Genomic DNA, 12,161 nt, shown 5'->3' on the forward strand with positions numbered 1-12,161 from the left:
CGCGACCGTCATGGACGACCTGCCGGGGCGCTCCGCCGGCATGGGCTCGGCGGGCGTCGCGGCCGCGGGCGGCGCCGGCCGGGGGCCGGCCACCCGTTGGTGGCCGGCCCCCGGCTCGTCCGCGCGTTCCCACCGTTCCTCGGCTAGTCCTTGCCGAGCACCGTGACGTCCAGCTCGTCGGCCGCGTAGCCGGCCCGGATGACCTTCTTGTCGAACTTGCCCACCGAGGTCTTCGGCACCGACTCGACGACCGCCCAGCGCTCCGGCAGCTGCCAGGAGGCGACCCGCTCGGCCAGGAAGGCGCGCAGCTCCTTCAGCCCGGCGGTGGCACCCGGTCGCAGCACCACGGTGGCCAGCGGGCGCTCGCCCCACTTCTCGTCCGGAACGGCCACCACGGCGGCCTCGGCCACCTCCGGGTGGGCCATCAGGTGGTTCTCCAGATCCACCGAGGAGATCCACTCGCCGCCGGACTTGATGACGTCCTTGGCCCGGTCGGTCAGGGTCAGGTAGCCGTCCGGGGTGATGGTGCCGACGTCACCGGTGCGCAGCCAGCCGTCCTCGGAGAACTTGTCGTCCGGGCGCTCCGGGTCCTGCCCGGCCCCGCCGTAGTACGCCCCGGCGATCCACGGCCCGCGCACCTCCAGCTCGCCCGCCGAGACACCGTCGTGGGGCATCCGCTCGCCGCCCGGACCGGTCAGCCGGGCCTCGACCGAGGCCGGGAAGATGCCCTGGGTGACCCGGTAGGGCCACTCCTCCTCCGGCGTGAGGCCACCGGGCGCCTGGGCGAAGGCGCCCAGCGGCGAGGTCTCGGTCATGCCCCAGGCGTGCACGACCCGGATGCCGTGCCGCTCGTCGAAGGCCCGCATCAGCGAGGGCGGGCAGGCGGACCCGCCGATGACCACCATGCGCAGGCTGGAGGTGTCGTGGTCGCCCGCGTCCAGCTCGTCCAGCAGGCCGCTCCAGATGGTCGGCACCGCGGCGCTGACGGTGGGCCGCACCCGGGCGATCATCTCGGCCAGCGGCTTCGGCTGGAGGAAGCGGTCCGGCATCAGCAGACCGGCGCCGGACATGAAGGCGCCGTGCGGGATGCCCCAGGCGTTGACGTGGAACATCGGCACGACCGGCAGCGCGATGTCGCGCGGGGTGAAGGCGAAGTTGTCGCCGGTGTTGACCTGGAGGCCGTGCAGATAGATCGAGCGGTGGCTGTAGAGCACGCCCTTCGGGTCGCCGGTGGTGCCGGAGGTGTAGCAGAGCACGGCCGCCTCGCGCTCGTCGATGTCGGTCCGCCACGGGTACGTGGTGGGCCGGCCGGCGATCAGGTCCTCGTAGTCGTGCACCGCACCGGCGAAGCCGGCCAGCGCGGACCGGTCGCCGGGGCCGCTGACCACGATGTGCTTCAGCGTGGGGGCGAGTTCCGGGAGGACGGCGGCCAGCAGCGGGAGGACGGTGCCGTTGACGATGATCACGCGGTCGGCGGCGTGGTTGACGATGAAGGACAGCTGGCCCGCCGGGAGCCGCAGGTTGAGCGTGTGCAGCACCGCCCCCATGGACGGCGCCGCGAGGTACGCCTCCAGGTGCTCGGCGTTGTTCCACATCAGCGTGGCCACCCGGTCGTCCCCGGTCACCCCGAGTTCGTCCCGCAGGGCGTGGGCGAGCTGCGCGGCGCGTGCCCCGACCTCGGCGTACGTCCGGACGACCGGCCCGGTGCCGTCCCAGGTGGTGACGGTCGACTTCGCGTGGATCGTCGACCCGTGCTCCAGGATTCTGGCGACGGTGAGCGGGACGTCCTGCATCGTGCTGAACACGGGTCCTCCTTGACCTGGCGGCACTGCGACTGCGGCTGCGACCGCGCCGCCACCGGGCGGCCACGGCGCGGCCACGGGCTGCTACTGGGCGGTAATACAGGCACTTGAGCCCGATTGTGCCTCTCCGTCCGCCCGCTGTCAGCATCCCTGCCCCGTTGCACGGATCACGGATTCGCGGCGCCCGGCGCCGCGCTCACCACGCGGGCCGCTCGTCCCGGTCGCGCTCCCGGGCCAGGGCGGCCAGGCCGTCGAAGGTCCGGAGCAGGACGGCCCTCCGCTCCTCCTTGTGGCCCGGGACGGGCGCCAGGCCGTCGATGCTCCGCTCCCAGACGGCCATGAAGTCCGTCCTCCAGCCCTCGATCGTCGCCGCGGTGGGAAGTGCGGCGCCGACGTGGTCCCGGGAGGCGATCAGGTGGAGCAGTTCGAGGTTGCAGGGGACGGCCACGCCCCAGTACTCGTCCGGCTCCAGTTCGGTCCGGTCGCCGGACATCGCCCGCTCGACCTCGTCGATCAGCCGGTCGGTGAGCTCGGCAAGGTGGTCGGCCGCCGTGTCGCTGTCGAAGTTGCCGCTGCCCCAGGTGCCCATGCGTCCTCCGTGATCGGGCTCTTCGGTCAGCACCGTTGTAGCGGCCCGCACTGACAGCGGCACGCGATACTGAGGGGCATGAGCGACAGTCATGACGATCGCCGGGTGCGACCGGAGCCGGCCGGGTTCCGGGTGCCGTGCCCCTGCTGCTCCGACGGGGTGCGGACGCGGGCCCGGCTGGGCGTTCGCGCCGACCGGTCGGGCACCGGCCACATCCCGGAGACCTGCCGGGCCTGCGACGGGCGCGGCTGGCTCTCGCTCGGCCTCCGGGACTGACCCGGCGCGGGCGGCCGGTTCGAGCGGACCCGCGCGCGCCGGTCAGGCGGCCGGTCAGGCGGCCGGTCCGGGCCGGTGGAGACGGACGCAGACCTCGGGCTCCGGCGAGTACGCCGGGTCGAGGTAGAACCCCTGTTCGGCGGCCACCCGCAGGACGTGCTGGGCACCCGCGCCGCGGTAGGTCGCGAGGTTGACGCGGATCCGGCGGGGGCCTTCGGCGCCCTGGCCGTTGCCCCGGGCATTGCCCTGGCCGCCGCCCCGGCGGGTCTCGCGGGCGACGATGCGACGGACGTGCCGGTCCCAGGCGGCGGCGCTGCCGGAGAACTCGGCCCAGAAGGCGCGCGGTCCGACCGTCCAGCGCGCGCCCCAGCGGTCCCAGTAGTCGGGTTCGGGGTGCTTCACCCAGAACGCCGGCAGGCTGAGCGCGCCGCAGACGGGGACATAGGCGAACTGCAGCACGAACATGAACGGCAGCAGGAGCGCGAACCGGGCCGGGCGGGGCCCCCACGGCGTGCCCGGGGCGGCCGGCGGATCCTGCGGACCGGGCGCGGACACCCCCACCGGGGCGGGGAACCGCCGGCTGAGCCGGACCCGCCCCAGGTCGCCGCCGGAGGGCACGCCCTGCCAGCCGTACCGCTCCGCGAGCCGCACCACACCGGCCGCGCCCAGGCCCCGGTAGAGGCGCACCGCGAGCTTGATCCCCATCGTGCGGCCGAGGTCGGCACCCACGTCACCGGCGCCGGCGGCGTACTCCGCCTCGGCCGTGCGGATCCGGCGCTCCAGGATCGGGGCGACGTAGCGCTCCCAGTCCTCGGGACGGCCGGTGAGCTCGGCCTTGAGGCGGCGCGGCGGGAGGAAGGTGCGGTTGACCTTGAGCCAGGCGTCGGAGTCGGGGCCGGACGGGCCGCCGCCGCCGCTCCAGAGCAGGATCGCGAACAGGGCGGCCAGAGCGGCGATCCAGAGCGGTGCGTAGATCCACTGGAGGGTGAACTGCAGCAGCACGGCGACCCGGCTGCGGCGCGGCCGCGGGCCGGGGAAGGGGCCGTCGAAGGACGGGGCGGCGGACGGCCGGGCGTGTCCGTACGCGTCGCTCCGGGTGTACGGATCGGCCTGGGCGTACGGATTGGCTGTCGGCTGCGGACCGCCCTGGGCGTACGGGCCGGCCTGGGCGTACGGGTGGTCGGCCGGGCTGTACGGGTTCGCCTGCGCATACGGGTTGTGCCCGACGTACGGACCGCCCTGCGGGTACGGCGCCGGCTGCGGACCGGTGCCCTGTCCACCCGCTCCGGCGTAGTGCCCCTGACCGTCCGACACGCCCGTTCCCCCTCCGTGTGACCAATCGACGGGACACCCTATCCGGCCACCGATTCCGGCCCGTCAGCCCGCCAGCGGGGCGTCCACCTGGTTGCGGTCGACCGTCAGTGTGGCGCCCCCGTACGTCTCCTCCACATTGCCCCGGTACTGGTGGACGCGCTGGCGGTCGGCCCAGAGCTCGGGGGTCAGGGCACCGCCGCCGACGGTGTCGGCGTGGTCGTCCCAGCGGGCGTACCAGAGCGTGTCGGGCAGCGGGGAGCTGCCCGCCCGGGCGGCCGCGGCCAGGTCGGCAATGCCGGAGTCGAGGCTGGAGTAGAAGCCGGACCGGTAGCCGACCGCGTGCAGGCCCTGGGTCCAGCCGAGCGTGAAGTCGACGACGGCCTGGCCGCAGGCGGGGTCGCGCATCGGGTACGACTCGATGTCCAGGAAGACCGGACTGCCCGTGCCCAGACCGACGGACATCAGGCCGCGGACCGCCTCGGCCGCTTCGTCCCGTCCCTGCTGGGCCGCGCGGGCCGGGTCGATCCGCCGGGGCTTGCCCTTGAGATCGCTGCACGGGGCCTGCAGACCGACGTGGACCGGGAGGAAGTGCCAGCCCATCCCCCGCGCCTGGCGGACCCAGTCGGCGGTGAGCCTGGGCTGGGCGCAGCCGCGCTGGGACCCGCTGGTGTAGATGCCGACCGCGCCGTACGGGGAGGCGTCGCGCCAGAGGCGGAGGGTGTCGAGCGGGGGTGCGGTGCAGGCGTCGAACGCCGCACCGGTGTAGAGGTCGCGGATCCGCGGAGCGGGCGGACCGGCCCGGTCGGGCAGGACGGTGGCCCGGACGCGGGGCACGACGGCGGCCACCGGGGCGGTCGCCTCGGCGCTCACGCCTGCCCCGTCGGTCGCGAGCAGGAGCACGAGGGAGGCGGCGGCCGTGGCCGCCGGGCGGAGATAGCGCACCCCGCCTTGATACTGACGGACCATCGGACGATTGCGTCAACCGCGCCGCACGCGCCGGAGAAGCTCACCCTTTCAGGCGTACCCGTCCGCATCCGTCCGCATTTTGGTAACGAGCTTGCCCAGGAGTGACTCCTTACGGCAAACTCGCCACCATGCCCACGTCCCACTCCGGCCACACCACCTCCCCGCCGGCCGCCGCCGTCGCCGAGGCCCTTGCCATGCCGCCCGCCCCCAAGGGCGAGCCCGCCGGCGAGCGCGGTGGCTGGCGACGAGACGGGGCCCCCGCCCCCGGGCTGCCACCGGACGCGCAACCCGCCGGGCCATCTGCCCGGCGGTACTCGAAGCTCGTGCGGCGCCCGGAGCGAATCCCGGCGCCGCTCTTCTGTCTGGCCGCGATGTTCCTGGTGCAGCTCGGCATCGCGCTGTCCAAGCCGCTGTTCGACCCGCTCGGGGTGAGTGGCACGACCTTCCTGCGGCTCGGGTTCGCGGCGGTGATCCTGCTCGCCGTCACCCGGCCCCGCCTGCGTGGCCGCCGGCCGCGCGACCTCGCCGCCGCCGGACTGCTCGGGGTGGCGTCCGCCGGGATGACGCTGCTCTTCGCCGGGGCGATCGACCGGCTGCCGATGGGCACCGCCGCGACCATCGAGTTCCTCGGCCCGCTCGCGGTCGCGCTGATCTTCGCCCGCCGGGCCAGCCACCTGGTCTGGGCGCTGCTCGCGGCCGGCGGGGTGGCCCTGCTGACGCTGCTCGGCGAGGGCGGCGGCGGATCGTCGCTGGACCCGGTCGGCCTGGCCTACGCCTTCGGCGCGGCCGGCTGCTACGCGGCGTACATCCTGTTCACGGACAAGGTCGGCGCCGCGTTCCAGGGGTTCCAGGGACTGGCGGTGTCGATGACGGTCGGCGCGCTGACGCTGGCGCCGTTCGGTCTCGGCCAGGCCTGGGACGGGCTGACCGCGCCCGGCGCCTCCCCGCTGACGCTGCTGCTCGCGGTGGCCGGGGTGTCCCTGCTGCTCCCGGTGATCCCGTACGCGCTGGAGATGACCGCGCTGCGCAGGATGCCGCAGCGGGTGTTCAGCGTGCTGGTGAGCCTGGAGCCGGCGGTCAGCGCGCTGGTCGGTCTGGTGGTGCTGGGCCAGCTGCTCGGCGCGGTGCAGCTGGCCGGCATCGGCTGCGTGGTGGCCGCCAGCGTGGGGGCCACCCTGACCGGACGACGGTGACCGCGCGGGGGTGAACCCGGCCCCGGGGTGACCCCGGTCGCGCCGGGGCCGGGTGTCCCCGGGGCCACCCGGGTCACCGGGGCCATCGGCCGCTACGGCCAGAGCAGGGTCCGCGACCACTCCGGGGTCCGGACCGGGCCCGTCCGGGTGTAGCGCAGCCGGACGTGGCGACGGTTCGCGTCGCCCTGCCAGAACTCCACCTCGTGCGCCCAGAGCGTGTAGACGGCGTGCCCGGCCGCGACGGCGTCCGGTGTGGCCTCCAGCCGGCGGCGGGCGACCGCCTCCGCCTCGTCGTACTCGGCCCGGGAGGCCAGCGGCTCGCTCTGCCGGCCGACCAGCGCACCGACCCGCGCCGCCGGGGAACGGGTGGCGAACTCGGCCGCCGCGACCTGGTCGGCGGCCCGCTCGACCGTGCCCCGGACCCGGACCTGGCGGCCCAGCGGCGGCCAGTAGAGGGTGAGCGCGGCAGCCGGGTGGTCGGCGAGCTGGCGGCCCTTCGGGCTGTCGGCGGCGGCCGAGAAGACCCAGCCGGTGCCGGAGGCATCGACATCGCGCAGCACCAGCACCCGGGCGTCCGGGAGACCGTCGGCGTCGACCGTGGAGAGCGTGGCCACCTGCGGGTCCAGCACGCCGGCCGCGAGCGCGGTCGCGAGCCAGTCGACGAAGAGCGGGCCGGGCTCGGCCGGGGCCGACTCGGCGTCGAAGGACGGCAGCGGGCGGGCCATCGGCGGGCGGCCGAGCAACAGCTCGGGTACGGACCTGGGCTCGGGCCTCGCCTCGGGCCTCGACTCCGACCCCGGGGCAGGCCTGGCCTCGCCCGGACCGATCAGGCCCTCCTCCTCCGCTGCCATCGCGCCCTTCCTTCCGGTTGCCGCGGTCGCAGCCCCTCGCCGGCCGGACCGCCGGGGCCCGGGCGTGGGGTGCGCTGTCGGAGCGCAACCGTACCGCCGACGGGTGACCGTTCCGCGCCCGCCCTGGCCCGGAACGGGTCCGCGACGCCTACAGGACGCCTACGGGACGGGTGCGGGGCCGGCCGCCGCGCACCGGCCGCCGGCTCCGAACGCACTCGTGGGCGGCGCCGAGGTACGGCACCGCCCACGAGGCCGGTTCGCGGTGACCCTTTCCGCTACCCGGTTTCCCTGCATCGAGTTGTCTCGCTTCGAGCCCCGCCGCGAGCGCTCAGCCCGCTCGCGGCCACCCACCTCCGGCGCCCCCGCCGACGGTGGCACCCGTTCCCGTCAGTGGAAGACCGGGGCGAAGACGATGTTGAAGTTCTTGTTGGACTGGCCGGCCAGGATGACGCCCGAGTTGTCCTTCACCGCCAGGGTGTTGGCCTGGTTCGAGGCACCGGAGCCGGTGGCCGTCTGCTGGGTGGAGACGTAGTTGCCGTCCACGGAGCCGAAGACGTTGCCCGTCCCGACGTTCGACACCACACCGCTGTTGGAACCGTCGTTGGCCAGCGCGCCGTTGTCGGCGGCGGCGGACCCGGCGCCCGCCAGCAGCAGACCGGCCGCCAACGGGGCGGCGACCAGAAGACCGGCCAGCCGGCGGTTGCGGATGCGAGCCATGAGAGCCTCCAAGAAAACTGTAAATCGTGCATTGTGTGCGGGAGTTCGTCGGCCAGACGAACACCTGCGGGCTGCGACGCCGAGAGACAGACTTCCGCAACAAATCGACAAAGCACCACCTCGCGGCTCAGTTTTCGCCCGTTAGCGTGATATCCAGGGCAATGGTGAATAACGGGCGCCACAACGGACAGTGCGCCGACACACCGGCGCCGACCTGCGATTTCGCCCGAACGGTGGCAGCCGGCCGTACGTTCTTGGGAGGCGTGCGGGGAGCATACGAAGAACCAGGCGCACCACCCTGGCGCACAGCACCGGCGAACGCGCCCTCACAAGGGAGAGTCATCCTCCCTTGTCGATATATCCAGCCATCCTGGGATTGTTCCACCATCCTACTTAGCTCGCCGAAAGAGGACGGCCACAGAAGAAGTTGAATACGAAGAGCCGAAAATCAGACCGCCTTGCCGGGGTTGAGAATGCCCAGGGGGTCGAAGACCGCCTTCAGCTGCCGCTGCAGCTCCAGCGCCACCGGGCCCAGCTCACGCGCCAGCCACTCCCGCTTCAACAGCCCGACCCCGTGCTCCCCGGTGATCGTGCCCCCCAACTCCAGCCCCAGCGCCATGATCTCGTCGAAGGAGCGTTGCGCCCGCGCGGACTCCTCGGGATCGTCGGCGTCGAAGATGACGATCGGGTGGGTGTTGCCGTCGCCGGCATGGCTGACCACCCCGATGGTCAGTTCGTGGCGCTCGGCGATCGCGGCGACACCGTTCAGCATCTCGGCCAGCCGAGAGCGGGGCACCGCCACGTCGTCGATCATCGTGGTCCCCAGCCGGTCCAGCGCCGGCAGGGCCAACCGACGTGCCTGCAGCAACAGTTCGGATTCCGCCTGGTCATCGGCGGGCACCACCTCGGTCGCACCCGCCGCCCGGCAGATCTCCCCCACCCAGGCCAGCTCGGCCGCCGGATCCGGCCCGTCGAAGGCCACCAGCAACAGCGCCTGGGTCGATTCCGGCAGCCCCATCTGCCCCAGCTCGTTCACCGCCCGCACGCTGACCGCGTCCATCAGCTCCATCAGCGACGGCGTGAGCCCGCGCGCCATCACCTCGCACACCGCGGCGCCCGCCGCGTCCGCGCTCGGGAACTCCGCCGCCAGCGCCAACTGCGCGGCCGGCAGGGGCCGCAGAGCCACCACGGCCCCGACCACCACGCCCAGCGTGCCCTCCGAGCCGACCAGCAACCGGGTCAGGTCGTACCCCGCGACCCCCTTCGCCGTCCGGCGACCGGTGGACAACAGCCGCCCGTCCGCCAGCACCACGTCGAGACCGAGCACGTACTCGCTGGTGACGCCGTACTTGACGCAGCAGAGCCCGCCCGCGCCGGTGCCGATGTTGCCGCCGATGGTGCAGGACTCCCAGCTGGACGGGTCCGGCGGGTAGGAGAGGCCCACCTCTGCGGCCGCCCTCGACAGTTCCGCGTTCACCACACCGGGCTCGACGACCGCGATCCGGTTCACCGGGTCGATCTCCAGGATGCGGTTCATCTTCACCATCGACAGCACGACGCAGCCGTCGACGGCGTTGGCCGCACCGGAGAGCCCGGTCCGGGCGCCCTGCGGCACCACCGGCACCCGCAGCTCGGTGGCGGTCCGCAGGACGTGCCGCACCTGTTCGACCGTCTCCGGGAAGACCACCACGGCGGGAGTGCCGGCCGCGCAGAAGCCCGCCATGTCGTGGCTGTAGGCGGCCATCACATCCGGGTCCACCACCAGTGCCCCGGGCGGGAGACCCCGTGCCAGTCGGTCCGTCAGATCACTCATCGCCGCCTCCGATCGCCGCCCGGCGCGTCGCCCCGGCCGCACGCCCGGCGGTCGTACGGCCGTCGCGCCGCACGCCGTCCAGTCGTCCGAGATCGAGCCGTCCGCCGCCCGTCACCTCTGCTCGCACTCTGCCCCGCCGTCGCACGACCGGCAAGTACGCCGCTCCGGCCCCGGGGGCGCGGCCGGCCGGAACAGGCGCCGGCCCCGGCGCGACGGCGGGCGCCTGTTCCGCCGCTCGCCGCCGCGCCCGCCGCCGCGGGGCCCCGCGCCACCCGTCCGGCTACGGACGGACCACCGGCTCCTGGAACTCCGTCACCCAGTCCGCCGGCGCGTCCGGGCACTCCAGGTACAGCTCCCGCGCGTACCCCGTGGAGCGGTAGCCGTTCTCGTCGATGAACCGGGCCAGCGTCTGGAACGCGCCCAGTGCGTCGTCCATCGACCCCCGGTGCACGATGGTCGCCGCCTCCGCGATCTCCGGCAGGTCGACCACCTCGAAGCCGCGACCCCCGGACACCGCCGCCCCGACCGGGACGGCCACCCGGATCAGCACCGCGCCGTCCCCCTCCGGCGTGTCCTCGTACCGGGCCACCGACGGCCCGGCCTCCGCCACCCCGGCCTCCGCCAGCCGCCGGCAGAGCTCCCCGAACAGCGGGCCGATCACCGGTCCGATGTCCTCCGGCTGGTAGCTGCGCGCGACCGCGGTCAGCTCCGCCGCCCGGACCGACGGCACCCGCTTCACCACGACGTCCTGTGCAGGCATGGTTCCCTCACTCTCGATCGTCCGGAGCCTCGCCTCGACCCGGCTCAGCCGCTGGGCGTCCGCCGCCATCGCGGCGGCCAGCTCGGCCTGCCGCAGCCGCAGCATCCCGCGCAGCTCGGTCGCGTCCACCCGCTCGTCCAGGACGGCCCCCACCTGCTGCAACGTGAAGCCGAGGTCCTTGAGGGCGATGACGCGGTTGAGCCGGGCGAGCTGGGCGGCCTCGTAGCAGCGGTAGCCGCTGACCGGGTCGACACGGGCCGGGCGCAGCAGTCCGATCGCGTCGTAGTGACGCAGCATCCGGACCGACACCCGGCCGTGCTTGGCGAAGTCTCCGATGTTGAACATGATGCCTCCAGTGCAGACCCTCACACCGTGTCATGGTCAAGCACCGGCGCCCACGGCCGGGCTCGCGGCCCACCCCGGCCGCCCGTCAGTCCGTCAGTCCGTCAGTCCGTGACGTCGAACCCGCGCCGCGCCCCCAACTCCCGCAGACTGCGCTGACCGGGGATGCCGTTGGCGTCCGACCCCGCGTAGCCGAGGCTGCGCTGGAAGGCCGCGTAGGCCTGCACGGACCTGCTGCCGAGCGAGCCGTCCACCCAGCGCTGCTCCAGGTACCCCTCGTCGGCCAGCGCCTGTTCGACGATCCGGACCTCACCGCCGTAGGTCTGGTGGCCCTGCTCCGCACCGGGGTCGGTCCGGGCCGCCGTGACGATGTGGGCCAGCGAGACGCGGCGCGGCGAGGGCAGCCGGCCGAGCAGCCGGCGCAGCGAGTCCACCCCCGGGACACCGTCCGCGTCACTGCCCGAGTAGCCCAGACCGCGCTGGTAGTCCTGGTAGTTGAGGGTGTCGGCGTCACGCCAGTCCTCGTCCGGACCGGTCGTGTAGTGCGAGCCGTGCCCGGCCGCCACCAGCGCCTCGCCCACCTCGCGGACCTGCGGCCCGTGCGCGCCGTAGCCGTACTCCAGCCCGTTGATCGTCACCCGGTCGCGGGACGGGCCGGAGTCCGACCGCGGCGGCGGCAGCGGGGCACCGCCCCCGCCGGCCGCGATGCCGGGCAGGACGAGGGCGTGGAACTGCCCCACCCGGGCGTCCCCCGGACAGGCGGTGCCGCCGTCCGACCACTCCGGGAACAGCCGGTGGTAGCCGAAGCCGGGATCGTCCGCCGTGCGGCAGACCCGCACCGGGATCCCGTGCTGCCGGTGCAGCCAGATCCCGAGCGCGATCAGCGCGGCGATCTGCGCGTCCGTCCACGGATCGGTGCTCTGGTCGTCACTGGCCGACTCGATGCTCACCGCTCCCGTGCCGTCGGCCCTGCGGTTGGCCGCCATGTTGGCGTCCGCCCGGGTCTGGGTGCCGATGAACTGGCCCACGCTGCCGTCGTAGCCGACCCCGAAGTGCGACTCCAGATTGGTCGAGTCCCGCCAGTACTCGTAGATTCGGCGCGGCGCCCACGGCGCCGCGATGCTGTGGAAGATCACCTGCGTCGGCACGATCGCCGGCTGCGCGTCCGACTCGGGCTGAAGCTCCAGCTTCTCAGCGCCGGGGTACCAGGCCATCCGTCTCTCCTCGCCGGGCCCAGGGCAGTCCGCCCCTTACCCCCGGCACACGAACCCCTCAGCCCCCCACGAGGACGCCCCCGCCCCAAACCCCCCGTTCAGGTGAACTCGCCCCGGAACACGCGAAAGGCGGGTGCCGGAAGCTTCCGGCACCCGCCTTGAGCAGGTGGTTCTCCAACCAGCGGAGAGCGTGGGATTCGAACCCACGGTACGGGGTCACCGCACGACAGTTTTCAAGACTGTTCCCTTAGGCCGCTCGGGCAGCTCTCCAGGCGGAGGTCAGCCTAACGGGTCCGACGGGGTTCGGTGCACCCGTTCCCGGGT

At 73.8% G+C, this 12,161-nt stretch carries 11 protein-coding genes and 1 tRNA gene; 2 read left to right on the forward strand and 10 right to left on the reverse strand.

All coding sequences use genetic code 11. The annotated features are described in order from the left end of the window. Positions 1 to 143 precede the first annotated feature (143 nt). Together ACFXHB_RS06105 and ACFXHB_RS06110 are read right to left on the reverse strand one after the other, a co-directional pair. Positions 144 to 1,805, reverse strand: a complete 1,662-nt coding sequence (locus ACFXHB_RS06105) for a long-chain fatty acid--CoA ligase (protein WP_380572487.1) — start codon at positions 1,803 to 1,805, stop codon at positions 144 to 146. A gap of 193 nt (positions 1,806 to 1,998) precedes the next feature. Then, complete coding sequence (locus tag ACFXHB_RS06110; RefSeq protein ID WP_380572488.1) at positions 1,999 to 2,391, reverse strand: DUF4259 domain-containing protein; 393 nt, start codon at positions 2,389 to 2,391, stop codon at positions 1,999 to 2,001. Between the two features lie 78 nt (positions 2,392 to 2,469). Between ACFXHB_RS06110 and ACFXHB_RS06115 the strand changes: the two genes are divergently transcribed. After that, the gene (locus tag ACFXHB_RS06115; RefSeq protein ID WP_380572489.1) at positions 2,470 to 2,667 is read left to right on the forward strand and encodes a hypothetical protein; all 198 of its coding nucleotides are present in this window, start codon (positions 2,470 to 2,472) and stop codon (positions 2,665 to 2,667) included. 54 nt (positions 2,668 to 2,721) lie between these two features. Here the strand turns inward: ACFXHB_RS06115 and ACFXHB_RS06120 are convergent, their stop codons facing one another. Continuing rightward, positions 2,722 to 3,981: a hypothetical protein gene (locus ACFXHB_RS06120; protein ID WP_380572491.1), complete on the reverse strand. Its 1,260-nt coding sequence runs from the start codon at positions 3,979 to 3,981 to the stop codon at positions 2,722 to 2,724. Between the two features lie 63 nt (positions 3,982 to 4,044). Further along, positions 4,045 to 4,923, reverse strand: a complete 879-nt coding sequence (locus tag ACFXHB_RS06125; protein WP_380572493.1) for a DUF1906 domain-containing protein — start codon at positions 4,921 to 4,923, stop codon at positions 4,045 to 4,047. A gap of 152 nt (positions 4,924 to 5,075) precedes the next feature. Here ACFXHB_RS06125 and ACFXHB_RS06130 point away from each other — a divergent pair, with 152 nt between their 5' ends. Further along, a complete protein-coding gene (locus ACFXHB_RS06130) occupies positions 5,076 to 6,140 on the forward strand; it encodes a DMT family transporter (protein ID WP_380572495.1) in 1,065 nt (354 codons plus the stop codon). A 92-nt stretch (positions 6,141 to 6,232) separates the two neighbouring features. On the opposite strand, the gene ACFXHB_RS06135 is transcribed toward ACFXHB_RS06130, so the two are convergent. The 6 genes from ACFXHB_RS06135 to ACFXHB_RS06160 all read right to left on the reverse strand — a co-directional run bounded on the left by ACFXHB_RS06135 (position 6,233) and on the right by ACFXHB_RS06160 (position 12,107). Then, positions 6,233 to 6,991, reverse strand: a complete 759-nt coding sequence (locus tag ACFXHB_RS06135) for a pyridoxal 5'-phosphate synthase (RefSeq protein WP_380572497.1) — start codon at positions 6,989 to 6,991, stop codon at positions 6,233 to 6,235. A gap of 387 nt (positions 6,992 to 7,378) precedes the next feature. After that, positions 7,379 to 7,708: a hypothetical protein gene (locus tag ACFXHB_RS06140; RefSeq protein ID WP_380572499.1), complete on the reverse strand. Its 330-nt coding sequence runs from the start codon at positions 7,706 to 7,708 to the stop codon at positions 7,379 to 7,381. 448 nt (positions 7,709 to 8,156) lie between these two features. After that, positions 8,157 to 9,521 (reverse strand): FAD-binding oxidoreductase, encoded by a 1,365-nt coding sequence (locus ACFXHB_RS06145; RefSeq protein ID WP_380572501.1) that lies wholly within the window; start codon positions 9,519 to 9,521, stop codon positions 8,157 to 8,159. A gap of 280 nt (positions 9,522 to 9,801) precedes the next feature. After that, positions 9,802 to 10,626, reverse strand: a complete 825-nt coding sequence (locus tag ACFXHB_RS06150) for a MerR family transcriptional regulator (protein WP_380572502.1) — start codon at positions 10,624 to 10,626, stop codon at positions 9,802 to 9,804. A gap of 101 nt (positions 10,627 to 10,727) precedes the next feature. Further along, positions 10,728 to 11,837, reverse strand: a complete 1,110-nt coding sequence (locus ACFXHB_RS06155; protein WP_380572504.1) for a peptidoglycan-binding protein — start codon at positions 11,835 to 11,837, stop codon at positions 10,728 to 10,730. A 182-nt stretch (positions 11,838 to 12,019) separates the two neighbouring features. Next, a tRNA-Ser gene (locus ACFXHB_RS06160) sits at positions 12,020 to 12,107 on the reverse strand. Positions 12,108 to 12,161: the final 54 nt, after the last annotated feature.

The sequence above is a fragment of the Kitasatospora sp. NPDC059327 genome, assembly GCF_042752535.1.
GTDB lineage: Bacteria > Actinomycetota > Actinomycetes > Streptomycetales > Streptomycetaceae > Kitasatospora.

Excerpts from the sequence above, each read along its gene's own strand:
- ACFXHB_RS06150 (WP_380572502.1), bottom strand. The coding sequence starts at position 10,626 with ATGTTCAACATCGGAGACTTCGCCAAGCACGGCCGGGTGTCGGTCCGG.
- ACFXHB_RS06145 (WP_380572501.1), bottom strand. The coding sequence starts at position 9,521 with ATGAGTGATCTGACGGACCGACTGGCACGGGGTCTCCCGCCCGGGGCA.
- ACFXHB_RS06135 (WP_380572497.1), bottom strand. The coding sequence starts at position 6,991 with ATGGCAGCGGAGGAGGAGGGCCTGATCGGTCCGGGCGAGGCCAGGCCT.
- ACFXHB_RS06130 (WP_380572495.1), top strand. The coding sequence starts at position 5,076 with ATGCCCACGTCCCACTCCGGCCACACCACCTCCCCGCCGGCCGCCGCC.
- ACFXHB_RS06155 (WP_380572504.1), bottom strand. The coding sequence starts at position 11,837 with ATGGCCTGGTACCCCGGCGCTGAGAAGCTGGAGCTTCAGCCCGAGTCG.
- ACFXHB_RS06115 (WP_380572489.1), top strand. The coding sequence starts at position 2,470 with ATGAGCGACAGTCATGACGATCGCCGGGTGCGACCGGAGCCGGCCGGG.
- ACFXHB_RS06110 (WP_380572488.1), bottom strand. The coding sequence starts at position 2,391 with ATGGGCACCTGGGGCAGCGGCAACTTCGACAGCGACACGGCGGCCGAC.
- ACFXHB_RS06140 (WP_380572499.1), bottom strand. The coding sequence starts at position 7,708 with ATGGCTCGCATCCGCAACCGCCGGCTGGCCGGTCTTCTGGTCGCCGCC.